The following is a 24,567-nucleotide window of genomic DNA, read 5'->3' as shown; positions in this document are numbered from 1 at the left end:
CAGAAGAATCCTGCTGTTCCTTTTTTGTTGTAATCTCAAGATCAATTATGCTGTTCTTATTTCATCCGCATGGAGATCGATTGTCGGCGAGTCGTACGTTCGTTGCCGGACGATTTCTGTTCTGCTAACGCCCGATTCGTTTCACGCGAGATACTGAGCATGATTCCCATACTAACCATCATAACCATCAGCGAGGTACCACCGTAACTGATGAATGGCAGCGGAACACCTGTTAATGGAATCGTATTGGTAACACCGCCGATATTAATAAATGCCTGAATCGCAAACAGTCCCATAATACCGACACCAACGAGCGTTCCGAATATATCCGGGCAACGGAGTGCAATCCATACACCTCTGATAATAAAGTAAGCATAGATCAAAAGGAACAATGTTGTACCGACAAAGCCAAATTCCTCACCGATAACGGAGAAAATAAAGTCATTATACGGGTTCGGTAGATAATGCAGCTTTTGAATACTTTGACCAAATCCAGAACCGGTAAATCCACCCTGACCGATCGCGGTCAAGGATTGGATCAGGTTATACCCTGCTCCCTGTGGATCGGTAAATGGATCAAGGAATGTCTGAATCCGATCTGCTCGATAATTGGAAGAAGAAGCTTGATCGCTATCATGACTGAGTAGTGCCTTACCACCAAGCACTAGCGCCATTGCTAATACTAGCAGCAGCAGTGAGCCTAGAATATGCTTCATACTCGCGCCACCGACATAGATGATCAGACCGGCAGTTGCTACCAGAATCATACACGTACCTAGATCGGGCTGTAACATGATCAGACCAGCAACCAGACCGACAATGAACATAACCGGAATATAACCGGAGCGCAGATCACGGAATTTCTCGCCCTTTTTGGCAATCAATGCGGACAGATAGAGAATGACCGCCAGCTTGGCAAATTCGCCGGGTTGTAACGAGAGCCCGCCGATTTTGATCCAACTGCGCGCACCGTTGATGTGCGAACCTGCAATCAGTACAACGACCAACAGGAAAATCGTAAACAAGAAGAACGGTGCAAACCACTTTTTATATTTGCTGTAATGTGCCTTCATCGCAAAAAACATACCGATCAGTCCAATGACAGCGAACATGAGGTGTTTTTTGGTGAAGTACATCGAATCGTAATTGAATGATTTACTTGTAAAAGTTAGACTCGAACTGGCACTGAATACCATTAGAATACCAAAGCCTACTAATACGAGTGTAAGCACCAATAATTGAAAATCCGGTGCGCCCTGCTTCAGCACTTTGCGTTCTGGCTGGGCGGGGTTTGGAATATTGCGCACATTGCTGCGACTGTTACCACCATTGCGGTAACGGTCTGCCAGACTTTGCGGCTGATTGGAGCGTGAAACGTTTTGTCTCATCTTATTCATGATGTATCCCCGATAACGGAACGGATATGTACACATGCAATGAATGTCGAGCAGTATGTAAATGGGTGCTCTTCATGTACAAATCCCCCCTCTGTAAATTGAAAAACTAATAATACCAGTCAGCATTGCAAACGTTCGAAAATGGTCATAAAACCTCAATAACGGTTTGCAAAATTATGTTAAGTTTATGTTCTCATGATAGTACGTTTTACGTAAGGGTGCAAGCTTTCGCAGGAGGGAAATGACGTATATTTGGCGTTGTCAATCATTACTGTGAAAAGAGCATTTTACAAACGGTACGTTTTCAGTCAGAATAATGCCTAAAGATTTATTTAACCTGATGAACAATATTGAAACAAAAATATTGGAATGGAAATAGAGTCGGTCAATGGATAGGAGGATGGAGTTCAGATGGGGGACTACCACTGGGAGGAACGATTAACAGAAATGGTGGAATGGCGGCGGCATTTGCACCGTCATCCAGAGCTGTCTTTTCATGAATATGAGACGATGGCATTTATTGCGGACAAGCTGCGCTCGTTCGGTGTAGAGACGAAGGAACAGGTTGGCGATACCGGCGTGCTTGGCGTCATTCGTGGTACACAACCGGGCAAAGTAGTCGCGCTGCGCGCAGATATGGATGCTCTGCCGATTCAAGATGAGAAGGATTGCGAGTATGCTTCCACGGTCCAGGGAGTGATGCATGCATGTGGTCATGACGGTCACACGTCAGGCTTGCTGGAAGTGGCACGGTATTTTAGCCAGCGCCGTGAACAGTTGAAGGGTGAAATTCGCTTTATTTTTCAACCCGGCGAGGAAGTGTGCCCGGGCGGAGCACTGAAAATGATAGAAGCTGGTGTGCTGGATGGCGTGGATGTGATCTACGGCGTGCATCTGTGGACGCCCATTCCATATGGTCAACTTGCCAGTGCGCCGGGACCTGTGATGGCATCGACAGATGAGTTCTTTATTGACGTTATTGGAAAAGGCGGTCATGGCGGAATGCCGCATGATACGGTGGACAGCCTTCTAGTCGGTGCGCAGCTTGTCGTACAACTGCAATCCATCGTCAGCCGTAATGTGAATCCGCTGCATCCCGCTGTGCTGACAGTTGGTACATTTAATAGCGGTACAGCACAGAATGTTATTGCGGAACAGAGCCGGATTACTGGTACGGTACGCGCCTTTGACGAACAGACGCGTATGCTGATCAAGCGCCGTATTCACGAAGTGGCAGAGCAGCTGTGTGCGCTGAACGGTGCTGAATCCAAAGTCGAATATCTAATGGGATATCCGACACTGGTTAATCACGAAGGCGCGACAGAACGGTTTTTCCGAGTGGCACGCTCGATATTTGCGGAGGAACAGGTCGTACAGACGCCACCGATGATGCCTGCTGAGGACTTTGCTTATTATGTGCAGCAGGTGCCAGGCTGCTTTATCTTCGTCGGTGCAGGCAACCCGGAGACTGGAGCAGTATATCCGCATCACCATGCACGCTTTGATATCGACGAGCGTGCGATGGTGAATGCAGCGCAGATTCTGATCTCTTTGACTGAGGATGTGCTCTCGAATAGCAACGAAGCCAGCTAACCTGCTGATGGCAGGATGATTCACATGGATAGCCTGTTTTTGACAAAAGGGCTTCTAATCTGTTCTTGGCTTATGCTATGATGGGATAGACAGCGTGGAGAGGCGTTGTCCATTATATAGAGGAATGGGATGAACTTCATGAGCGTTACCGAGACAAGAACGGTTGACATGGCCGAAGTACTGCTTTGCGCCTATGATCTGGGCGATATGATCAACAATTCTATCGAAGTCGCTAATTATCTATATTGGAAAGAACGGATGCAGCAGCATCCTGACGTCCAGCGTTTGATCATAAAGCTTAATAGTAAGAAGGAACTTTTCGAGGAAACCCAGCGTTTTGGGCATTTCCATCCGAACTACCATGCTGCTAGAGAAGAAGTGGAGGCAGTGCAGGAGGAAATGCAGCGGATTGAGGCGGTACGCCGGTTTAGCGAAGCCGAAAGTAGCCTAGACCGGATGCTGTATGAGATGTCGGAGACGATTGCACATTCCGTTTCCCAGACGATCAAGGTTCCAAGTAATGATCCTTTACCAAAAGGAGGCGGATGCGGTAGTGGAGGCTCATGTGGATGCGGAGGATAACATTCCGCCAAAAGAAGAACTGACATTTCCAGAGCGCATCGGCTATATCATTTGGGTGAGTGATATCAAGTCTGCACGTAATCTGGAAAAGTACGGCTGTGTGCATTACATTTCACGCCGTATGCATTATGTCGTTATGTACGTAAATGCTGACAAGGCAGAGAATACCTTGAAAAATGTAAACAAATTGTCCTATGTGCGCAAAGTAGAGCGCTCGTATCGGAATGAGATCAAGACCGAGTACAGCAAAAAGGTACCCGACCCGACCCAGTTTTTCGGCATTTAAGCAACGACCGCAGAGTAGCGGCCGTCAACATCCGGCTGTGATCTGCGGGTTTTATTATAGTATTCACGGTGCAGGCAGCATGGAATGATTCTATGTTGCCGTGCCGTTGCAATTAACGAGCATACTAGCGGCCGCAGGGCCGCTTTTTTTTATGGAGATATGGCAAACGGTTACAATAAAAAGGAAGTAAATGTAATAAAATTCAAAAATATATAAGCAATTATTTTAAAAAGTTAAAAATATGGGTTAAAAGATAGTAGGGAAGTGTCGATATAATGCTTAATGGGACTCAAGCACTGATTAAGAAGTGCATTAAGTTAGCCAAATGGGTCCATACTGAAAATTTTAAAGAATATACGCCAAGTCGGGAAATGACAATGATAATGAAGCCCCTGAATGTAGGTCTAAAGATTTACAACTGATAATAAAGGGGAAAATACTTAGGTAATAAGACCTGTAAAGATGGGGAGTGAGTAATGAATGAGAGACAAAGTTATGGAGCGCTGGAGCACCTATGAACCTTTTCATGTTGTGCTCGGGGAAAAGAAAGTAGCCGATATCGTTATCACCAATCATGCCATCAGCCGTTACAACGACCGGATTGCCAAAGGCCAAACGCCGATTGAAGATATTGCCGGTTTCATGTGGGATAGCCTGAAGCAAAATCGCATCGTATCGTACTACCGTAAGGAAGAAGATGTGTACCTGATTGATGAAGATATCGTAGTGGTGGCAGAATTCGCTGAACTGCCGGGCGAATTTGATCTGACTGGCAACCCGCTGCACAAAATGATTGTGGTTACGTTCCTTGGCAAAATGTCCGAAACGATTGAACTCCGCGATCTGAAATCGTATTACTCCTGGCTGAGACACTCCCGTCGCATGACGCTGATCAAAAACAGCCGTAAGCGTAAATAATAATCTTTACAGGTTAGTATCAATATCGATAATTGTTTAATCAAGTAAAACCAGAGTCTGCTATTGCGGGCTCTTTTTTGCGTTGTGCGTATGGTTGTATATTTCTTTTACTACTTTTCATACCGTCGTGCGAGTAACGATTACCAATGTCTGCTGATCGCAGTGCCATCTGGAAGACACACACAGTAGGGATAGGGTACAATAAAGTGGAAAGCAGGGAGGGAAACGGCATTGGCATTTAATTTTCATCAATTGCATATTTTTTATACGGTTGCTGAACGTGGCAGCTTTTCGGCGGCGGCGCAAGCGCTGCATATGACTCAACCAGCAGTGACGATGCAAGTGCAGTCATTGGAAGATCATTTTAGTACCAAGTTGTTTATCCGCACGACCAAAAAGATCGAACTGTCGGAAGCAGGTCACGTTCTGATGCCATTCGCTCGGCGTGGTATTGAATTGATGCGGGAAACGGATGCGGCGATGTCACGGTTTACCGACGATCTGGCAGGGAGATTGTTGCTCGGAGCAAGTAATACGATCGGTGAATATGTGTTACCTCGCTTACTTGTACCGCTTGGTCAGCGTTATCCCGAGATGAAAGTGATGCTCAAAATTATGAATACAACGCAGATTCTAGATGAGATTAGCCGCAATCGGCTCGATTTTGGATTGATTGAAGCGCCGGTGGAGCATCCAGATATGACGATCAATCCGGTCATGCAGGATGAGTTAAAGCTGATCGTACCCGGCGATCATCCATTGGTTGCTCAGCATAGTGTTACGCTAGATGATGTACTGCAATACCCGTTTGTATTGCGAGAAAAAGGTTCAGGTACGCGTCAGGTAATGGAAGAGGAGTTCATTCGTCATCATGTCGATCTGGCACATATTCGTACGGTGATGGAATTAGGCAGCACTGGAGCTGTAAAATCAGCCGTCGAAGCCGGGCTTGGAATTACGATCTTATCGCCTTCCTCGGTGAAGCATGAGGTAGCGTTAGGTTTACTCAAAATACTCACCATTGAAGGGCTATCGTTTCCACGCCAGTTTTATTCGATTCATCTAAAATCAACACTACTAAGCATGCCCGCGACGGCATTTTTGCAATTTTTACAGGAGTATTCGTTGGATTAGTTGGATGATGCTCAAACGATACAAACAAGTTTCCTATATGAACGTGTATGAATCCGCAATGAACAGGAGTGAGCATAATGAACGAGCAGCAACATGTACAGCTAGCATTTGCCGATTTGCATACCCATACGCAGGCATCTGACGGTATGAATACACCATCGGATAACGTACGCCTTGCAGCGGAAGCGGGACTGAGCGCACTTGCTATTACCGATCACGATACTGTTGCCGGAGTGGCAGAAGCAATGGCTGCCGGTGAGCAGCATGGGGTAACCGTCGTACCCGGCGTGGAAATCAGTACAATGCAAGATGGCAAAGATATTCATATTCTCGGCTATTATATCGATACAACCGATGTGATTTTCTTGGAACGATTGGCTGATTTGCGCCGCATTCGTGACGACCGCAATGAGCTGATATTAGCAAAGCTGCGTGAACTCGGTATCCAGATTACGATGGACGATGTATTGACCCAGCTTGGTCGTGAATTGTTGTCAGATGAAAGTATTGGACGACCGCATATGGCAGATGCACTAGTAGCCAAAGGGTATGTGCAAGATATGCGTGAAGCCTTTGATCAATATCTGGCGCAAGGAGCCGCTGCGTACGTATCGCCACCACGAATTACACCAGCCGAAGCGACACAATGGATTATCGAAGCGGGCGGTACACCCGTGATGGCACATCCGGGCATTTATGGAGATGATGATCTCGTATCACGTATTTTCGATCAGAGCGATCTGGCAGGTATTGAGGTGTATCATTCCGATCATTCACCGGACGATGAGCAGCGCTATCTGAAGCTTGCTGAACAGCGTGGGCTGATCGTTACGGGTGGTTCGGATTACCACGGTGAACGGCAGGGCAAAGTATTCCACGGTCCACTTGGTGGACGCAAAGTTCCAGTTGCAGTGCTGAAGCAGCTTGCTCCTGCTTGAATTACGTAATACGTACGTTCCCGATTATAATGAACTACTGTAGTAGCATACCGGATATAATTAAACTGGATTTGGATTTGGATTTGGATTTGGATTTGGATTTGGATTTGGATTTGGATTTGGATTTGGATTTGGATTTGGATTTGGATTTGGATTTGGATTTGGATTTGGATTTGGATTTGGATTTGGATTTGGATTTGGAACTGCGTAGTCTGTACAATACCAGCTGATGGTAAAAGGAGCGATCTTGCATGCGTGTTCTGATTACAGGTTCTTCTGGCAAAATCGGTACGATTGTGACACAGCATCTTATAGATAAGCATGAGCTGATTCTCGCTGATTTGCATTTTGACTATTTGGCGGATGACATCAAGCAGCGAACTACGCAGCATGTTGTCAATCTGGCTGATCCCGATGCTTGTCTGGAACTGACTGCGGGTGTGGACTTGGTCGTTCATCTTGCAGGCAATCCGTCACCAGATGCGGAATTTTATGATTCTTTGCTCAACGACAATATGAAAAGTAGCTATAATCTGTTTGCTGCTTGTCAGCAAAATGGAGTATCTCGGATTGTGTTTGCCAGCAGTGCTCAGGTGATGGAAGCGTACCCTGTGGATGTGCAGACAACGACAACTATGCAGATTCGTCCCAAAAATATGTACGGAGTGAGCAAAGCTTTTGTTGAATCGCTTGCCAGCTATTATGCATATGAATGTGGGATGGAAAGTGTAGGGCTGCGAATCGGCGCGTTTGATGAATTTCAACATGGCAAGCCTATGACAGCGCGCGATATGAGTGCTTATATTAGTCCGGCAGATATATGCCAGCTGGTCGAAAAAGCATTGACCACTCCGTTAAAAGAACCATTTTTGCTCGTGAATGCGATCTCGAACAATCGGTTCAAACGATTGAGTATCGAAGATGCTATTCAAGCGTTGGATTATCGACCACAGGACGATGCGTTTGCTTTGCAGCATATTTTTAAAGAGGATTCATAACGGGAGTTTGTTTCTTTTCTAATGAAGTATATGAAAAAGCGTTCTTGAAGTCTGCAATAGACGATCAAGAACGCTTTTTTGTAATATGAAAAGAATTGGCTGCGATGGTATAGAGTTGAATTTAGAACGATCAGGCTTTGATTGTATTCGTAAGCTTCTTGATCACATCAGCTTCTGGAGTAATAAACAGTGTCGTTTGATGATCGTAAATGACAAAGCCCGGTTTGGCACCATTTGGCTTATGCACATAGCGAATCTGAGTGTAATCGACCGGTACGCTACTGGATTCTTTGGCTTGGCTAAAATAAGCAGCCAGCTGTGCCGCTTCCGCTAGTGTAGCATCGCCGTATTCACTGCTGCGAATGACGACGTGCGAACCCGGAATATCCTTCGTATGCAGCCATGTGTCGTTGTTGCTCGCCATTTTGTTGGTGATGTATTCGTTTTGCAGATTATTTTTGCCGACATACATTTCGATGCCTTCGCTGGATGTGTAAATATGCAGCGTTGGGCGATTGTCTTTTTTCTTCTTTTTCGCCTTTTTGTTGCGATTGCGAACGTATCCCTGTTCCGCCAGTTCTTCGCGAATCTCGTCGATATCTTGCAAAGCAGCACTTTGCAGTTGTTGTAGCAGCGAGTCGAGATAGGCAATTTCTGCATGTGTTTTGATCAGCTGTTCCTCGATCACCGCAAGGCTGTTTTTGTATTTGTTATACCGTTTAAAATAGCGCTGAGCATTGTCCGAAGGATTCAGCTGCGGATCAAGTGCAATCGTAATAGGACGCTGTTCTTCATCGTAAAAGTTGACCAGCTCAATCTGCTTGTCGCCCTTACTGATCTGATGTAGCGAAGCGAATAGCAATTCGCCCTGAATACGATATTTCTCTGCATCGCCTGCTTCCAGTTGATCCTTATGCAGATTATCGAGCTTTTTGATGTTTTTGCTGCGTTCATTTTGTAAAAAGCGCAGTAGATCGCTCGTCTTCTGTTTGACTGTATCGCGCTCGGCTTTGTCGCCGTAATAAGCTTCCATGCAAGCGCTGATAGAATCGTACGACTTGGCTTCGTCCACTACCTGTGTCAACGGAACCGCTGAGAAAATAATTTTCCCACGCGAATTCAGCCCGCTGGACGGACCAAACTCTCCTGTTCGCACCGTATCCATCAATGCTGCAAAAGCAGACCACAGAGCTTCTTGTTCCAAACGCACAGCATTCAACACGACCGTTGTGGAAGGTTCTGCTGGTGGTGTTGAATCATGACTATCGCTTGTATGAGCATTGACTGTGTTGTCTGTATCTGTTGCGCTATTGGCTGGTTCAGTGTACGTAATTTGAGGTGTTTCCAGTTGAGCACCATTGTTCAGTGCGCGTTGAACGATCTCATCCGCAATAAGCGGACTCATGCCGGTAAATGCATTGACGATAAAACGAGACGACGGATCAGTGCTTTCGCGATAAGCTTGAGCGAATTGCTGCTGCTCTACCTCTAGCGGATTCAGCTTGTGCTGTTGTGGCGGCTCCTGATAGCTGAGGCCCGGCATAACGATCCGGTAACTACTAATTGCTGGTGTCACATGGTGAATACCGTCGAGAATATTACCAGTAGCCGGATCGACCAGAATGAGGTTACTATGGCGTCCCATCAGTTCGATGACGATCTTTTTGAGCGATACATCGCCTAGTTCATCACGTTGCCGAATATGGAAATGAATGATCCGCTCCATGCCTACTTGCTCAATACCTTCGATAATGCCGCTCTCGCAATGCTTGCGTAGCAGCATACAAAACATCGGTGCTTCCTGTGGATTCATAAACGATTGCTCGGTAAATTGCACACGCGGATACGTCGGATTCGCGCTTAACACCAATTTGCGATTATCCCGTTGTGCACGAATTTGAAATACGATGTCGTTCTCAGTCGGTTGATGAATTTTATTAATACGCGATCCTACGAGCACTTGCAGCTCCTGCACGATCGCACGGGTTACAATACCATCCAATGCCATAATCTATAGTCTCCTTGAAATGTCTGAAATGTTCCACAGTGATGGAGAGTTGTGCCTTAGCATCATGCACTTCGGAAAGGAATAAGGGAACGTCCTCCAGTGGAGCCGCGGGAATCTTTTGGAATGGAAGAAAATGAAGATTCCCGCACTCCAAAGAGGTAAGATATTTTGCTGTCGCAAAAATCACTTTCCATTGAACCCCGTGTTTGAAGTTCACAAACACTGTAAGTCATCCTCATCCCTTATTTCCTTTCCTCCGTTCCGCGATGCTTGCAAACATCTCAATCTGTGCGAAGCATTTCGTTTTAGTAGTGTATGAAGTAGGGTGAAGAGATGTAAATGAGAGCTGATAGTAGCTTGCTCGTTTCGATTGTTCAACTTATCTATTATATCACCTAAAACTATCCTTATATCATATCTGATTTCTAATACATTTGAAATTCCTTAGAAATTCTTTCTGTACTTTACCGCTAATCCCTCCATCAAGAGGGATTTCTGCATTTTTGCATAAGCACGGAGCGGAGGTAAAGGAATTTGGGCAAAGGACGACCTTGGAGGTGCGAGAATCTACAATTGACTCCTAATCCGTAGATTCTCGTGCCTCCACCGGAGTCCGTGCCCAAATCCTTTGCCGCAGCGTTGTCCCCCTCCAACAAATCACAGCAGAATCCCCCTTAACCTACAATGAAGATCATGCTATGCTTACCCAGTAGGTAACAAAGGAACAGCAGACAACAGAGCAAGGGAGAGAGCCGAAATGGAATTTACGAAAATGAATGGGTTGGGAAATGATTTTATCGTCGTACATGGTGAACCTTCCCTGCCTGCCAATGCGGCGGAGCTGGCGATTCGGCATTGTAATCGGTATTTTGGCATCGGTGCGGATGGATTGGTGTTTATTTTGCCATCGGCGCGTGCAGATGTGATGATGCGCATTATCAATTCGGATGGATCGGAAGCGGAGCAGTGTGGTAATGCGGTGCGCTGTGTTGCCAAATATGTGTATGATCGCCAGATTGTTGGTAGCACGGACATTCAGATCGAAACGATTGGTGCGGGTGTGCAGACAGTGAGCGTACAGGCGGAAAATGGCACAGCTCGTACGGTACGTGTCGATATGGGTGAGCCGATTTTGGAAGGGGAGCGGATTCCAGTAGCGGTCGCAGGGAATCCTGTGCTGGACGAGCCAATTGAGGTGAACGGACAGCAATTTCGCTTCACTGCGGTGTCGATGGGCAATCCGCACTGTGTGATTTATGTAGAGGATGCGGCGAACTTTGATCTGCATACATGGGGACCTTTGCTGGAGACGCATCCGTTGTTTCCACGCAAAGTAAATGTGGAATTTACAACGGTGCAAAATCGCAACCATCTGGATATGCGCGTATGGGAGCGCGGAGCCGGACCTACGCTCGCCTGTGGTACTGGCGCTTGTGCAACACTTGTTGCTTCCGTGTTGAACGGACATGCAGATCGCAATGCAACGGTATCGCTCAAAGGCGGCGATCTATATATCGAATGGGATGAAGCATCCAATCGGATTTATATGACGGGACCGGCAGAAGCAGTCTACAGTGGGCAGACGCTGGATTGAATAGAATGTGAATGGAATGATTGTATGCCAGTCGATACCACGGACTCGTTGATATACTGCGAGTCGGTATATGCCAAACATGCAAGGTTGCCTATGTACAGTGATGGACTGCCGCCTTGCCATACATCGTTATGCCTCGCTATACCTTTTAGCTATATCAGCCAGAATCTGCTAATTTGTATGTTACATTAAGCGTAAATGATGACAGCGAGGTGTAGCACATGAAGCCGGATTTACGGACAAGATGGACAGAAGGTGTTATCGTAGGCGATGGCGCGATGGGAACGTATTTATACCAGCTGGGCTTTCCGGTCGGTATTTCATATGAGGAACTGAATCTGCTGAATCCGCAGATGATTGAAGATATTCATCGGCAGTATGTGAACGCCGGTGCGCAAATGATCGAAACGAATACATTTTCCGCCAATTATGAGCGTCTGGCGAAGTTTGGGCTGGAGCATAAGGTGGAGGAGATTAATCGTGCAGGCGTGCGCATTGCGCGTCAGGCTGCTGGTGAACAAGCGTATGTGGTCGGTTCGGTGGGGGCGATTCGTGAAGGCAAGCGCTCCAATACGCCGCTGCCGGAGCTACGCAAATATTTTCGCCAGCAATTGAATGCGATTCTGGCAGAAGGCGTGGATGGTATTTTGCTGGAAACGTTCTTCGAGCTGGAAGAACTGGCATTGGCACTTCGTCAGGTGCGGAAATTGACCGATATTCCAGTCATTTGCCAGCTGACCGTGGAAGATTCTGTACGTACGCAGGATGGATATCCTCTACCGGATGCGTTTGCGATTCTGGCGGAAGCGGGCGCAGACATGGTGGGACTGAATTGCCGTATCGGACCGAACGGTGTCATGAAGGCGCTAGAATACGTGCGTGGCAAGGTAGCATTGCCATTATCTGTGTATCCTGATGCAGGGGTAGCGAGTTATATAGATGGCGAATATCGATATAAGGCGAAGCCGTCATATTTTGGTCAGAGTGCAGTGCGGCTTGCAGAGCTTGGAGCACGAGTCGTGGGTGGATGCTGCGGTACGACGCCGAAGCATATTGCGGCAATGGCGCGCGCATTGGAAGATTATAGTTCGCCAGCGCTTGATTTTTCATCGGTCAAGGTGCCTTCCCCGCAGGTAAGTATTACGATGGAAAAAGATATTTTACACGGTTGGGATTCCCATGGGGAAGATGCGCCGCCGACTCTTGTCGATCTCGTGCAGGAGCGTCCGACCGTTATCGTTGAGCTGGACCCGCCGCGCGATCTGGATATTGCCAACTTTATGGTAGGTGCTGAATTATTGAAAAAAGCAGGTGCCGATGCCGTTACCATGGCGGATAATTCGCTGGCAGTGACGCGTATGAGCAATATGGCGCTGGCACATCTCGTGCAGCGCGAAGTTGGACTACGTGCGCTCGTGCATATTACGTGCCGCGACCGTAATATGATCGGCAGTCAGTCGCATATGATGGGCTTAAACGCACTAGGAATCGACCATGTGCTTGCCGTAACCGGCGACCCGTCCAAATTTGGCGATCTGCCGGGAGCTAGTTCCGTGTACGATATGACTTCTTTTGATATGATAAAAATGATTAAGCAATTGAACGAGGGAGTTGCCTTTTCGGGTAAAACGCTCAAGCATCGCGCACGCTTCGTCGTCGGTGCAGCGCTCAATCCGAATGTGAAGCATCTGGACAAAGCCGTCCATCGGCTGGAAAAGAAAATCGCTGCCGGAGCTGACTATGTGATGACACAGCCTGTTTATGATCCGCAGCTTATCGCTGATATTCGTGCGGCGACTCGTCATCTGGATGTGCCGGTATTCATTGGTATTATGCCGCTGGCGAGTGGGCGCAATGCAGAATATTTGCACAATGAGGTGCCGGGGATTCAGTTACCAGATCACATTCGTGGACGCATGTCCGGGCTGGAAGGTGAAGAAGGACGGCAAACTGGTGTGTTGATTGCACAGGAGCTGATTGACGTCGCACTGGAGCATTTTAATGGAATCTATATTATGACTCCGTTCATGCTGTACGGCATGAGTGCCGCGCTGACGGAATATGTATGGGCAAAAGCAAAGCAGCGTCCGAACCCCTTGTTTCAAGGCAAATAATCAATTACAATAGGATAACGGATGTGATGCCGATGTCATTCAGTATGACCGGATACGGTCAGTCCGCCGTGCAATATGGCGGCTACAAAATCCAAATTGAAGTAAAATCTGTCAATCACCGCTATTGCGAAGTGATGCTACGTTTGCCGCGCGAGTGGGCGTCAACGGAGGATGGACTGCGCAAGCTTGTACAGAGTCGTGTCAAGCGCGGGCGGATTGACGTGTTTGTAAACAGAGAACAGGCGGATGGACAGAAGTCGACGCTTCAGCTGGATCACTCGGCGGCACGCGCTTATTTGGCAGCGGCTACCGAGTTGAAGCAGCATTATGGCGTCGAAGGAACGCTGGAAGTCAGTCAATTGCTATCGCTGCCGGGTGTTATGAAGGCGATGGAAAGCGAGCATAGCAATGAGGAAGATCCGGAGCAGCTGCAAGCTTTGTTGCAGCAGGGATTGGACGAGGCGCTGAATGGTCTGCTGCATATGCGGGCAAGCGAAGGTCGGCACCTGGTCCTTGACCTGCAAAATCGTCTCCGGCATCTGGAGCAGCTGTATGCGGAGATGCGCCGTCTGGCACCAACCGTGGTGGAGGAACACCGCACCCGGTTGCGACAGCGGCTAACCGAATTGCAGGACGGCAGTTTCCACTGGGACGAATCCAGAGTTGGAATGGAAGTGGCGGTATTCGCCGATCGTTCCAATATTGACGAGGAATTGACGCGTCTGATGAGTCATTTTGAACAGTTCCGGCAATTGATGGAGCAGAATGATTCGATCGGACGCAAGCTCGATTTCCTACTTCAGGAGATGAACCGGGAAGTCAATACGATTGGTTCCAAAGCCAATCATCTGGCTCTAGTTAACCATGTCGTCGAGATGAAAGCGGAGCTGGAAAAAATCCGTGAACAAGCCGCCAATTTGGAATAAGACCAATAAGCGACGTCAATTTCGGCGCGATTGAGTCACATGTATAGGGGGAAAAACCTGAAAATGGCAATCAAACTTATCAACATTGGCTTTGGGAATATTGTATCCGCCAACCGGATCATTTCTATTGTAAGCCCCGAATCCGCACCAATTAAACGGATCATTCAGGAAGCACGCGATCGCCATATGTTGATCGACGCGACGTACGGCAGACGTACACGCGCCGTGATCATTACGGACAGCGATCATGTGATTTTGTCGGCTGTACAGCCGGAAACTGTAGCACATCGTTTGTCCCTCAAGGATGACGATAACGACGAATAAACAAATACAGACTGCCAGCGCTTCCCAGGGGATAGAGTCGGCAATCTACATTGGAGTGTATCATGTCTAAAGGATTATTATTTGTATTGTCCGGACCATCCGGTGTCGGCAAAGGAACAGTTAGTGCGGAACTGCGCACACGCCAACCGGAGCTGATTTACTCGGTATCGGCGACCACGCGTCAGCCGCGTACGGGCGAAGTGGATGGCGTAAATTACTTTTTCAAAACGCATGCAGAGTTTCAAACGATGATCGAAAATGACATGCTGCTGGAACATGCGCAGTATGTTGGTAATCATTATGGAACACCGCGCGATTTTGTAGAGCGTACGCTGGAAGCCGGCAACGACATTTTTCTGGAAATTGAAGTGCAGGGCGCACTGAAAGTGATGGAAAAGTTCCCGGAGGGAGTGTTTATTTTCCTAACGCCGCCTTCGTTTGAGGAACTGCAAAGTCGTCTACAGGGACGCGGTACGGAAACAGTAGATACGATCAACAGTCGCTTGACCGCAGCTGCGGACGAACTGGAAATGATGAAGCATTATGATTATTCCGTCGTCAATGATGAGATTCATCTGGCTTGCCAGCGCATTGAGAGCATTATTATCGCCGAACACTGCAAGATCCGCAAATAACCCCCGGAAGCATCAAGCTCCGGAAGAATATGAGGTGCGAAAGCCATGTTATATCCATCCATTGATGAAATGATGAACAAAGTAGACAGTAAGTATTCGCTCGTTGTTGCAGCATCCCGTCGTGCAAGACAACTGCGTGATGGTAGCAAAAGTGAACTGCATCATCCGAAAGCTCACAAATTCGTTGGTGTAGCATTGGAAGAAATCTACAACGACAACATCAAGATCGAGCGCAGAACCGAAGAGGAACTGGAACAAAGCGATCGCGAAAACCATTAATAGTTTCCAGCTATCCTGCATGGGATGGCGCCGGGCAATGATAACAACCGCAAGGTTGTTATTTTTTGTGTCCGCATTTGTGTCCGCAATAGGAGAAATTGCAGATAAAGTTACACAGTAGGCAGAAACAGCCCGTTTTCTAGTACATTCCGTGGAAGTGGATCGGAGTATATAGAAACGGGCTTGTATTATATATGATCATTTTATAGGTAGTATTACAATACTTAACGTGTATGTACAGCTCTGTGCATGATAACACTTTGTATTGTGATTGCAGCGTAAATACTTCATCCAACATCATATTGGATGCCTGTATCCTTACAATATCTGTGTCATAATATAGAGGAACCATGAGCAAGGACTCTGAGCATGTATGAGATGTGTATGGATATAAGACGCTGCATGGAAGTACGAATACATGTACCCTTTTTGCATAATAAAAGGTATAATAAAGGGATGGAAAAGCTTGATTTCCACTCCTTCTATGCATATCGTTTGTGCAGATAAACTTTGTTCTACAGCAACACCAACCTATTCATCCCAAGCGACGACTTGATGAGAATATATAGAGGCATGTGATCATATAATGCCTTCCACTACGCTTCATCTAAAGCAATAACAATGCAAACGTCATACTGCCCACGGGCGTTCATTCCAATACGAAAGTAGGGAACATCATGCTGAAAGGCAAAAAGATCGTGCTCGGTATCACCGGTGGTATTGCTGCATACAAGGCAGCATCGCTATGTAGTGGGCTAGTTAAGCAGGGAGCGGATGTGCATGTGATCATGACCAAATCGGCGTCCCAATTTATTACCGAGCTGACGCTTCAGACATTATCACGTAATCCGGTGCATATCGATACTTTTGATGAGCGTAATCCCGAAGTGGTGACCCATATTCACCTTGCCGATCTGGCTGATCTGGTGCTGATTGCACCGGCAACCGCGAATACGATTTCCAAAATGACACTTGGTCTGGCAGACGATATGCTGTCTTCTATGCTGCTTGCCACAACGGCGCCGATCATGGTCGCACCGGCGATGAATGTGCATATGTACCAGCACCCGGCGATTATGCAAAATATGAACACACTCGTCGAGCGTGGTGTGCTGATGATAGAACCGGGCGAAGGTATGCTTGCCTGCGGGTATGTAGGCAAAGGACGACTGGAAGAACCGGAAACGATCATCTCGGTCGTTAACGATTTTTTCGCCGCTCAGGAGCATAAGAGACAGCTTAGCCATCTGCTATCCGGTCGCAAAGTCACGGTGACAGCGGGCGGAACGATTGAGCGCATCGATCCCGTACGGTATATTACGAACGATTCGTCTGGCAAAATGGGCATCGCTGTTGCACGTATGGCTAAACAGATGGGTGCGGATGTGCGTTTGATCGCTGCTTCCGTACAGGTCCCGCTACCACAGGATATGGAAGTTGTGCGCGTACAGTCTGCACAGGAGATGTATGAAGCAGTGCTTGGCGAATGGAATCATACCGACATCATGGTGCAAACTGCTGCTGTTGCTGATTACCGTCCCAAAACAGTACACACAACCAAAATGAAGAAAAAAGACAACGATCTGACACTAGAACTGGAAAAAACAGTCGATATACTGCAAAGTCTTGGCGAACGTAAGCAGCATCAGTTTCTGATTGGCTTTGCCGCTGAAACGGAACATGTCGCCCAGTACGCTATGGACAAATTACAGCGCAAACGTTGTGATCTGATCGTTGCGAATGATGTGACAGCGACTGGCGCAGGCTTTGGCACAGATACGAATAAAGTTCAAATCTATGATGTCAATGGACTGGCGGACGATGTGCCGTTAATGAGCAAAGAAGAAGTAGCTGTGCGTTTGCTGGAACTGGCTGCGCGCCGTCTAAGTGGGGTGTCTGCCTCATGAGCCGGATTGCCAGGGTGATCGTCGATGTACCGAGCCGTGGCACCGACCGACCGTTTGATTATTTGATCCCGCAATCGATGCAGGGCTGGTTGGAAATTGGCAGCCGGGTCGGTGTGCCATTTGGTTCACGCACGCTGCAAGGATTCGTCGTAGAACTGGCGGATGAATCGGAAACGCCGGACATCAAGTTGAAGGCTGTCAAAGAACTGCTCGATCTGGTGCCGCCCTTATCGGAGGATCTCGTACAATTGTCTGCGTGGATGAGTGCGCGTTATGCCTGTCACCGAATTACGGCATTGCAGGCGATGCTTCCGGCTGCATTGAAAGGGAAAGCAGAACGATACATTTCTGTCGCTGATCCATCAGAGTGGGGCGAGCGCGAGTCAAATGGGGCATCTGCTGCTGCCGATGAGCCGGTATTGTTCGATACGGTAGAGGAATTGGATGACATGGAATCTGCTATCGTCACGCATATTCGCAAACAGCAGGAAGTGCGTATGGAGCATCTGAGCCGCAAATTTGCGAATCATGCGGATGTGATCAAACGGTTGCTACAGCGCGGTGTATTATCCGAGACGCGCAGCATTCGCGACAAGGTACAAAAGAAAACCGTTCGTACCGTCGCGCTGCATTTGCCAGAGAATGAGATTCGCCGTATTATCGACGAGTTTCCAGCGCGAGCGAGGCGGCAACAGGAAGTATTGACCTTTATTGCCGATACCGGCGGTGAGGTGCAGATGAAAGAGATTTTGACCGTACTTGGTGTAACAGCAAGCACCGTGAAATCGCTCGCTGATAAAGGCTATATCGTCATTCGAGATACTGAAGTGTTCCGTGATCCATACAAAGACCGCAATTTCAAACCGAGTGTACCGTTTGTGCTGACAGATGAGCAGCAGATGGTATATGACGCCATTATTCAGCAGATTGATCAACGGGTCGAAGGCGAATTTCTAATACACGGGATTACTGGTAGCGGGAAGACGGAAGTATATTTACAGTCGATACAGCGCGTAATTGAGCAGGATCGGCAGGCGATTATGCTTGTACCGGAAATCTCGCTCACACCACAAATGGTCGAACGCTTCAAAAGCCGGTTCGGCGATCATGTCGCTGTGCTGCACAGCCGCTTGTCGAGCGGTGAGCGATATGATGAATGGCGCAAAATTCGTGAAGGTCAGGCGCTGGTCGCCATCGGTGCGCGTTCAGCGATCTTTGCTCCTTTTACGAATCTGGGGCTAATTATCATGGACGAAGAGCACGAGACATCGTATAAGCAGGAAGAGAGTCCGAAGTATCATGCTCGCGATGTCGCCGTTCATCGTGCACATCAGCATCAGGCGGTTGTGCTGCTTGGCTCGGCAACGCCGTCACTGGAAAGTTATCATGCGGCGCGTTCGCAGAGTAAGGACGATTTCAATCCCACACTGCTGGAGATTCACGGTCGTGCACTTGGGAGCGAATTGCCGCAGGTGCATATCATCGACATGCGCGAGGAACTGAAGGAAGGCAATCGTTCTATGTTCAGCCGTCCGCTGCATGAAGCGATTGAAGATCGCTTGGAGAAAAAGCAGCAGATCGTCCTGCTGCTTAACCGACGCGGGCATTCTACCTTTGTCATGTGCCGGACGTGCGGGTATGTGGCGGAATGTCCAAACTGCGATATTTCGCTGACCTTCCACCAGCGCTCTAACAATTTGCGTTGTCATTATTGTGGACATGCCGAACCGGCGCCAGAAGTGTGCCCGGAATGTGGCAGTGAGCATATTCGCTATTTTGGTACAGGTACGCAGCGGGTCGAGGAAGAACTGGCGAAGCTGTTTCCCGGTATCCGTGTTGTGCGGATGGATGTAGATACAACTACGCAAAAAGGTTCGCATGAAAAGCTACTGAATCAATTCCGCGACAAGCAGGCGGATTTGCTGCTCGGCACGCAAATGGTCGCAAAAGGACTCGACTTTCCAGATGTGACATTGGTTGGTGTAATCGCTGCCGATTCGGCGCTGCATTTGCCGGATTTCCGCGCTGGTGAGAAGACGTTTCAATTGTTGACACAGGTTGCCGGACGTGCCGGACGACATCATTTGCCGGGAGAAGTCATCGTGCAGACGTATAACCCGGATCATTACTCGGTCATTCATGCGAGTCGTCACGATTATTCGTCCTTTGTACGAGAGGAGCTTAAGCATCGTCAGGTGCTTAGTTATCCGCCATACTGCCGTTTGGCACTGGTTACCTTTTCCCATGAGAAGCTGCCGTTACTAGTACGCATTGCCGAAAATTATGTGCAGATGGTCAAAGATCATGCGCAGCGAGTCGGTTGGCTCGGCAGTCTGGAACGCTTCTCCACCGAAGCGCTGGATGTGCTAGGTCCAGTCGCTTCGCCCATTCCAAGGCTAAAAAATAGATACCGATTCCAATGTATGATAAAATGGCGTGGAGATATGGACGTTGCCCGCTTGGCTGAGTATGTATCGGAACAGCTACAGGACAGCGTGCGCGACAAGGATTTGCTGATCAGCATCGACGTTGACCCTCAAGTGATGATGTGAGAACATCAGTCGCTGGGACTCACCGGAACACATAACAGGGCAGCAGCATTTTGCTGCCCTGTATTCTGCTTGAATAGAGTTGCAGATATACTCAGCGCGACAATGAATATAACAATAGATAAGGGATGGGATGACAGGATGGCAATTCGTATTATTGTAAAAGAACCAGATGAAGTACTACACAAAAAAGCAAAAGAAGTAACCAAAATCACACCCAATGTACAAAAACTGCTGACCGATATGGCAGAAACGATGTACGACGCAGACGGCGTTGGACTGGCTGCACCACAGGTCGGCATTTTGAAACGAGTGATCGTGGTGGATGTTGGTGACGACAATGGACTGATCGAGCTGATCAACCCGGAGATCGTATCCAGCAGCGGTGAGCAATTGGGTTCTGAGGGCTGCCTGAGCATTCCGGCGCTGAACGGGGAAGTACGCCGTGCAATGGAAGTGACAGTCAAAGGACTGGATCGTGACGGCAATGAAATAACCATTACTGGTACGGAGCTACTCGCGCGTGCACTTCAACATGAGATTGATCATCTGAACGGCGTATTATTTACCGATATTGCAGAGCGTGTCTATGACCGTAGACTGGATGAGGGAGGGGAATAAGCATTGACCAGAATCGCTTTTATGGGAACGCCCGACTTCGCAGTAGCCAGTCTCAAGGTACTGTTGGAGCAGGGGATGAACGTAGTTTGTGTTGTCACACAGCCGGATAAACCGCAAGGTCGGAAAAAGGTGCTTACTCCATCTTCGGTAAAAACTGCCGCTCTTGAGCATAACTTGCCTGTGCTGCAACCGCAGCGCATGCGCAGCCCCGAGGCTGTAGCTGAGCTGGCCTCGTATGAACCGGATCTGATTATTACGGCGGCATACGGACAGATTTTGCCAAAAGCTGTACTGGATCTGCCACGCCTTGGCTGCGTCAATATCCACGGCTCCCTGCTGCCCAAGTATCGCGGTGGTGCTCCGATTCAGCGCTGTATTATAAATGGGGAAACGGTAACTGGCATTACGCTGATGTATATGGCAGAAGGCTTGGACACCGGCGATATGATCTCACGTTTGGAAGTACCGATTACGGATGACGATACATCCGGTACGTTGTTCGCCAAAATGAGTGAAGCTGGCGCACACATTCTCACAACCGAGCTGCCGCGCTTGTTGGCAGGCAAAATAGATGCAGAACCGCAAAATGACGACGAAGCAACGTATGCGCCGAATCTATCTCGCGACGATGAGAAGATCGACTGGTCGCGCAGTAGCCGTGACATTTATAATCAGATTCGCGGATTGGTGCCGTTCGCAGGTGGCTTTACACTTTGGAATGGCGATGTATTCAAAGTATGGAAAACGGTACAACCACAGCCGGATGCTTCCTTGCCTGCGGGAGCGGCAGATGCAGCACCGGGAACTGTAGTAGAACTGGGCAAGAACGGTATCGTCGTGCGTACCGGTGATGGCGTATTGATGCTAACCGAAGTACAACCAGCAGGCAAAAAGGCACTGAACGCTGCCGACTTTGCGCGCGGTAATGCGCTTGCGGTAGGAACGGTGTTCCAGTGAGCGATTCTAATAAACGCAATCCGAAACCGAACCCAGCTTCTAACAAGGTTCACTCTCATTCGAATTCGTCTCATACCAAGTCATCTGCCCAAGCTTCATCAGGCTCATCACGCACTCATGCTTCGTCGCGTGGTAAATCATCGCAAGCACGTCAGCTGTCCGCTCGCGAAGTAGCATTGAACGTATTGACGGATGTCGATGCAAGCGGCTCATACAGCAATTTGCAGCTGAATCAGGAGCTGGTGCAGGCGAAGCTTGAGCGTGCGGATGCGGGACTGGCAACAGAGATTGTCTATGGCACGATTGCTCATTTTAATACGATTGATTATTTTCTGAACCCATTTGTATCCAAAGGGCTGAACAAGCTGCAGCCGTGGGTGCGCAGTTTGTTGCGGCTTAGCTTTTACCAGTTGTATTATCTGGATCGCATTCCGGCACATGCGGCTGTCAATGAGGCGGTGAATATCGCCAATCGTCGTGGTCATCAAGGCGTGTCTGGCATGGTCAATGGCGTACTGCGCAATGTACTACGTCAGCTCGATGAATTGCAAATTCCAGATGGGCTGTCTGCGGTCAAGCGGATATCGCTTCAATATTCGCATCCAGAATGGCTAGTGAAGCGTTGGATCAAGCAGTACGGTGAGGAAACGACCGAACAAATCTGTATGTCTAACAATGAGCCGCCTACGGTCAGTGTGCGGGTGAATACGAATCTCGTATCCCGGCAGAAGATGCTGGATATCTTAAATGAGCAGGGCTATTATGCTCAGCCATCGGCGATTGCGCCGGATGGTATTGTGCTCGGTGGCAGTGGCAATATGGCGTTAACCGATTGGTATCGCAGTGGACAACTTTCCATTCAGGACGAAAGTTCGATGCTAGTCGCCGAAGCCGTACAGCCACAACCCGGTATGGATGTACTGGACTGCTGTGCTGCACCTGGAGGCAAAACCGCGCATCTAGCGGAAAAAATGCAAAATAGCGGTCGGATTATCGCCAACGATATTCATGAGCATAAGCGCAAGCTGATCGATGATCAGGCAGAGCGCCTGCATATTTCTGTGATTGAGACAACGGTTGGCGATGCGATGACATTGTCGGATCGGTATCCGACGGCTTCTTTTGACCGTATTCTACTGGATGCGCCTTGCTCTGGTCTAGGCGTTATTCGCCGCAAGCCGGATTTGAAATGGAACAAGACAGCTGCTGATATCGGCGCCATTACCGAATTGCAGCAGCAATTGCTGGAAAAGGTAGCGCCTCTGCTCAAGCCGGACGGGATTCTGGTGTACAGCACCTGTACGATTGAGCGTAGTGAGAATGAAGATATGATGCGTCGTTTTCTGGAAGCACATGAGGATTTCGAAGTCGCTCCGAATCCGCTTCGTGCTCTGTTACACAATACAGATGCAGTAACATCGTCAGATACACAGTCTGCAACCGAGCACCATGCTGCACCGACTACGATTGGCGTACAGATTTTGCCACAGGATTACCATTCCGATGGATTTTATATCGCGGCATTACGCCGTGTACGATAGAATTGGCTGATTTTTTTGGTATAGCCTAATAGCAGGCACCCCACTCGCATGAATATTTGCACAATAAAGGGCAGATGTTGGCGGAGTGCCTCTTTAGGCTTTCTTTGTTTTGTGCTAAACTAGTAAAGATGTGAACCCGATAGTAAATGACAGATATACAAGCCGTGCATAGTGTTCAACAAATTTAATGATATTAAGAATAGGTGTGATAACTGCAATGAAACCCTTTATATATGACTTTTCCCTGGATGATCTCCAGGAATGGGTGAAAGAGAATAATGAGCCTGTATTCCGGGCATCGCAAATTTTTGACTGGCTGTATGTGAAGCGCGTATCTTCGTTTGAGGAAATGACCAATCTTTCCAAAGGCCTGCGCGCCAAGCTGAACGACCAGTTTTCTTTTGTCATGCTGGATGAAATTACGAAGCTGCAATCCAAAGACGGTACGGTAAAATTCCTGTTCGGTCTGCATGATAACCATGCAATCGAGACCGTTATTATGCGTCACAATTACGGTAACAGCATCTGCGTAACGACTCAGGTCGGTTGCCGGATCGGCTGTACATTTTGCGCGTCTACACTGGGTGGTCTGAAGCGTAATCTGACTGCTGGTGAGATCGTTGCTCAGGTTGTACAGGCACAGAAGATTCTGGACGAAACGAACGAACGTGTCAGCAGCATCGTTATTATGGGCTCTGGCGAACCGTTTGAGAACTACGAAGCAACTATGAAATTCCTACGCATCATGATTCATGAAAAAGGTCTGAATATCGGTCAACGTCATATCACCGTATCCACGAGTGGGATCGTACCGAACATTTACCAATTTGCGGATGAGAATACCCAGATCAATCTGGCGATTTCCATTCACGCGCCTAACGACAAACTGCGCTCCAAGCTGATGCCGGTTAACCGTCGTTTCCCGTTTGACGATGTAATGGAATCCCTGCGCTACTATATGGAAAAAACCGGTCGCCGGATTACATTTGAATACGCCTTGATCGGTGGCGTGAATGACCGTGCCGAGCATGCAGAAGAACTGGGCAATATTCTCAAAGACATGATGTGCCACGTCAACCTGATCCCGGTTAACTATGTGCCAGAACGTAATTACGTACGCACCCCGCGTAAAGATATTTTTGAGTTCCAGCGCATTCTGGCGGACAAAGGCGTGAACGTTACGATCCGTCGTGAGCAAGGTCATGATATTGCAGCAGCATGTGGACAATTACGTGCGAAGCATATGGAGTCGACTGCGAGGTGATG

Annotated in this window: 22 protein-coding genes; 19 read left to right on the top strand and 3 right to left on the bottom strand. The window is 48.1% G+C overall.

Annotated elements, in window-relative coordinates:
• Positions 1–56 precede the first annotated feature (56 nt).
• On the bottom strand, positions 57–1,397 hold the full coding sequence (ftsW, locus tag ACE3MZ_RS15745) for a putative lipid II flippase FtsW (protein ID WP_411343091.1): 1,341 nt from the start codon (positions 1,395–1,397) through the stop codon (positions 57–59).
• A gap of 411 nt (positions 1,398–1,808) precedes the next feature.
• Here ftsW and ACE3MZ_RS15740 point away from each other — a divergent pair, with 411 nt between their 5' ends.
• The 6 genes from ACE3MZ_RS15740 to ACE3MZ_RS15715 all read left to right on the top strand — a co-directional run bounded on the left by ACE3MZ_RS15740 (position 1,809) and on the right by ACE3MZ_RS15715 (position 6,848).
• Entirely contained in the window at positions 1,809–2,990 is a 1,182-nt protein-coding gene (locus ACE3MZ_RS15740; RefSeq protein ID WP_411343090.1) for a M20 metallopeptidase family protein, read from the top strand.
• 138 nt (positions 2,991–3,128) lie between these two features.
• A complete protein-coding gene (locus tag ACE3MZ_RS15735) occupies positions 3,129–3,572 on the top strand; it encodes a YlbF family regulator (RefSeq protein WP_411343089.1) in 444 nt (147 codons plus the stop codon).
• Complete coding sequence (locus ACE3MZ_RS15730) at positions 3,544–3,858, top strand: YlbG family protein (RefSeq protein ID WP_411343088.1); 315 nt, start codon at positions 3,544–3,546, stop codon at positions 3,856–3,858. The genes ACE3MZ_RS15735 and ACE3MZ_RS15730 overlap by 29 nt, the downstream gene beginning before the upstream one ends.
• Positions 3,859–4,338: 480 nt before the next feature.
• The gene (locus tag ACE3MZ_RS15725; protein WP_411343087.1) at positions 4,339–4,776 is read left to right on the top strand and encodes a hypothetical protein; all 438 of its coding nucleotides are present in this window, start codon (positions 4,339–4,341) and stop codon (positions 4,774–4,776) included.
• A 231-nt stretch (positions 4,777–5,007) separates the two neighbouring features.
• Entirely contained in the window at positions 5,008–5,910 is a 903-nt protein-coding gene (locus ACE3MZ_RS15720; protein WP_411343086.1) for a selenium metabolism-associated LysR family transcriptional regulator, read from the top strand.
• Between the two features lie 77 nt (positions 5,911–5,987).
• On the top strand, positions 5,988–6,848 hold the full coding sequence (locus tag ACE3MZ_RS15715) for a PHP domain-containing protein (protein WP_411343085.1): 861 nt from the start codon (positions 5,988–5,990) through the stop codon (positions 6,846–6,848).
• 34 nt (positions 6,849–6,882) lie between these two features.
• Here the strand turns inward: ACE3MZ_RS15715 and ACE3MZ_RS15710 are convergent, their stop codons facing one another.
• A complete protein-coding gene (locus ACE3MZ_RS15710; protein ID WP_411343084.1) occupies positions 6,883–7,101 on the bottom strand; it encodes a hypothetical protein in 219 nt (72 codons plus the stop codon).
• Here ACE3MZ_RS15710 and ACE3MZ_RS15705 point away from each other — a divergent pair.
• Complete coding sequence (locus ACE3MZ_RS15705) at positions 7,100–7,846, top strand: NAD-dependent epimerase/dehydratase family protein (protein ID WP_411343083.1); 747 nt, start codon at positions 7,100–7,102, stop codon at positions 7,844–7,846. The two genes, ACE3MZ_RS15710 and ACE3MZ_RS15705, sit on opposite strands and share 2 nt — an antisense overlap.
• A gap of 130 nt (positions 7,847–7,976) precedes the next feature.
• Here the strand turns inward: ACE3MZ_RS15705 and ACE3MZ_RS15700 are convergent, their stop codons facing one another.
• Positions 7,977–9,854: an NFACT family protein gene (locus ACE3MZ_RS15700; RefSeq protein WP_411343082.1), complete on the bottom strand. Its 1,878-nt coding sequence runs from the start codon at positions 9,852–9,854 to the stop codon at positions 7,977–7,979.
• Positions 9,855–10,611: 757 nt separating this feature from the next.
• On the opposite strand from ACE3MZ_RS15700, the gene dapF reads away from it, so the two are divergent.
• The 12 genes from dapF to rlmN all read left to right on the top strand — a co-directional run bounded on the left by dapF (position 10,612) and on the right by rlmN (position 24,565).
• Positions 10,612–11,448, top strand: a complete 837-nt coding sequence (dapF, locus tag ACE3MZ_RS15695) for a diaminopimelate epimerase (RefSeq protein ID WP_411343081.1) — start codon at positions 10,612–10,614, stop codon at positions 11,446–11,448.
• A 221-nt stretch (positions 11,449–11,669) separates the two neighbouring features.
• Positions 11,670–13,562, top strand: a complete 1,893-nt coding sequence (locus ACE3MZ_RS15690) for a bifunctional homocysteine S-methyltransferase/methylenetetrahydrofolate reductase (protein ID WP_411343080.1) — start codon at positions 11,670–11,672, stop codon at positions 13,560–13,562.
• 32 nt (positions 13,563–13,594) lie between these two features.
• Positions 13,595–14,488, top strand: a complete 894-nt coding sequence (locus tag ACE3MZ_RS15685; RefSeq protein WP_411346816.1) for a YicC/YloC family endoribonuclease — start codon at positions 13,595–13,597, stop codon at positions 14,486–14,488.
• Positions 14,489–14,551: 63 nt separating this feature from the next.
• Complete coding sequence (remA, locus tag ACE3MZ_RS15680; protein ID WP_017814687.1) at positions 14,552–14,812, top strand: extracellular matrix/biofilm regulator RemA; 261 nt, start codon at positions 14,552–14,554, stop codon at positions 14,810–14,812.
• 62 nt (positions 14,813–14,874) lie between these two features.
• Entirely contained in the window at positions 14,875–15,447 is a 573-nt protein-coding gene (gmk, locus tag ACE3MZ_RS15675; protein ID WP_411343079.1) for a guanylate kinase, read from the top strand.
• A gap of 45 nt (positions 15,448–15,492) precedes the next feature.
• Positions 15,493–15,726, top strand: coding sequence for a DNA-directed RNA polymerase subunit omega (gene rpoZ / locus ACE3MZ_RS15670; RefSeq protein ID WP_411343078.1), 234 nt, complete (start codon positions 15,493–15,495; stop codon positions 15,724–15,726).
• 677 nt (positions 15,727–16,403) lie between these two features.
• The gene (gene coaBC, locus ACE3MZ_RS15665) at positions 16,404–17,633 is read left to right on the top strand and encodes a bifunctional phosphopantothenoylcysteine decarboxylase/phosphopantothenate--cysteine ligase CoaBC (protein WP_411343077.1); all 1,230 of its coding nucleotides are present in this window, start codon (positions 16,404–16,406) and stop codon (positions 17,631–17,633) included.
• On the top strand, positions 17,630–20,185 hold the full coding sequence (gene priA / locus ACE3MZ_RS15660) for a primosomal protein N' (RefSeq protein WP_411343076.1): 2,556 nt from the start codon (positions 17,630–17,632) through the stop codon (positions 20,183–20,185). Before coaBC ends, priA begins: the two co-directional genes overlap by 4 nt.
• A 138-nt stretch (positions 20,186–20,323) precedes the next feature.
• Positions 20,324–20,803 carry a peptide deformylase gene (def, locus tag ACE3MZ_RS15655; protein WP_411343075.1) on the top strand — a complete coding sequence of 160 codons (480 nt, stop codon included), beginning with the start codon at positions 20,324–20,326 and terminating at the stop codon, positions 20,801–20,803.
• A 21-nt stretch (positions 20,804–20,824) separates the two neighbouring features.
• Positions 20,825–21,760 (top strand): methionyl-tRNA formyltransferase, encoded by a 936-nt coding sequence (gene fmt / locus ACE3MZ_RS15650; protein ID WP_411346815.1) that lies wholly within the window; start codon positions 20,825–20,827, stop codon positions 21,758–21,760.
• Positions 21,761–21,915: 155 nt separating this feature from the next.
• Entirely contained in the window at positions 21,916–23,301 is a 1,386-nt protein-coding gene (gene rsmB / locus ACE3MZ_RS15645; RefSeq protein ID WP_411346814.1) for a 16S rRNA (cytosine(967)-C(5))-methyltransferase RsmB, read from the top strand.
• A 217-nt stretch (positions 23,302–23,518) separates the two neighbouring features.
• The gene (rlmN, locus tag ACE3MZ_RS15640) at positions 23,519–24,565 is read left to right on the top strand and encodes a 23S rRNA (adenine(2503)-C(2))-methyltransferase RlmN (RefSeq protein ID WP_411343074.1); all 1,047 of its coding nucleotides are present in this window, start codon (positions 23,519–23,521) and stop codon (positions 24,563–24,565) included.
• Positions 24,566–24,567 lie beyond the last annotated feature (2 nt).

The organism is Paenibacillus sp. WLX1005 (genome assembly GCF_046603685.1).
In the GTDB taxonomy this organism is placed as follows: Bacteria; Bacillota; Bacilli; order Paenibacillales; family Paenibacillaceae; genus Saccharibacillus.
The sequence above is the reverse complement of the archived record's forward strand: the minus strand, read 5'-3'. Positions and strand labels throughout refer to the sequence as shown.

Excerpts from the sequence above, each read along its gene's own strand:
- ACE3MZ_RS15690 (WP_411343080.1), top strand. The coding sequence starts at position 11,670 with ATGAAGCCGGATTTACGGACAAGATGGACAGAAGGTGTTATCGTAGGC.
- rlmN (WP_411343074.1), top strand. The coding sequence starts at position 23,519 with ATGAAACCCTTTATATATGACTTTTCCCTGGATGATCTCCAGGAATGG.
- ACE3MZ_RS15735 (WP_411343089.1), top strand. The coding sequence starts at position 3,129 with ATGAGCGTTACCGAGACAAGAACGGTTGACATGGCCGAAGTACTGCTT.
- dapF (WP_411343081.1), top strand. The coding sequence starts at position 10,612 with ATGGAATTTACGAAAATGAATGGGTTGGGAAATGATTTTATCGTCGTA.
- def (WP_411343075.1), top strand. The coding sequence starts at position 20,324 with ATGGCAATTCGTATTATTGTAAAAGAACCAGATGAAGTACTACACAAA.
- remA (WP_017814687.1), top strand. The coding sequence starts at position 14,552 with ATGGCAATCAAACTTATCAACATTGGCTTTGGGAATATTGTATCCGCC.
- ACE3MZ_RS15715 (WP_411343085.1), top strand. The coding sequence starts at position 5,988 with ATGAACGAGCAGCAACATGTACAGCTAGCATTTGCCGATTTGCATACC.
- gmk (WP_411343079.1), top strand. The coding sequence starts at position 14,875 with ATGTCTAAAGGATTATTATTTGTATTGTCCGGACCATCCGGTGTCGGC.
- ACE3MZ_RS15685 (WP_411346816.1), top strand. The coding sequence starts at position 13,595 with ATGTCATTCAGTATGACCGGATACGGTCAGTCCGCCGTGCAATATGGC.
- ACE3MZ_RS15700 (WP_411343082.1), bottom strand. The coding sequence starts at position 9,854 with ATGGCATTGGATGGTATTGTAACCCGTGCGATCGTGCAGGAGCTGCAA.
- ACE3MZ_RS15725 (WP_411343087.1), top strand. The coding sequence starts at position 4,339 with ATGAGAGACAAAGTTATGGAGCGCTGGAGCACCTATGAACCTTTTCAT.
- ftsW (WP_411343091.1), bottom strand. The coding sequence starts at position 1,397 with ATGAATAAGATGAGACAAAACGTTTCACGCTCCAATCAGCCGCAAAGT.
- ACE3MZ_RS15705 (WP_411343083.1), top strand. The coding sequence starts at position 7,100 with ATGCGTGTTCTGATTACAGGTTCTTCTGGCAAAATCGGTACGATTGTG.
- ACE3MZ_RS15740 (WP_411343090.1), top strand. The coding sequence starts at position 1,809 with ATGGGGGACTACCACTGGGAGGAACGATTAACAGAAATGGTGGAATGG.
- ACE3MZ_RS15710 (WP_411343084.1), bottom strand. The coding sequence starts at position 7,101 with ATGCAAGATCGCTCCTTTTACCATCAGCTGGTATTGTACAGACTACGC.
- coaBC (WP_411343077.1), top strand. The coding sequence starts at position 16,404 with ATGCTGAAAGGCAAAAAGATCGTGCTCGGTATCACCGGTGGTATTGCT.
- fmt (WP_411346815.1), top strand. The coding sequence starts at position 20,825 with ATGGGAACGCCCGACTTCGCAGTAGCCAGTCTCAAGGTACTGTTGGAG.
- priA (WP_411343076.1), top strand. The coding sequence starts at position 17,630 with ATGAGCCGGATTGCCAGGGTGATCGTCGATGTACCGAGCCGTGGCACC.
- rpoZ (WP_411343078.1), top strand. The coding sequence starts at position 15,493 with ATGTTATATCCATCCATTGATGAAATGATGAACAAAGTAGACAGTAAG.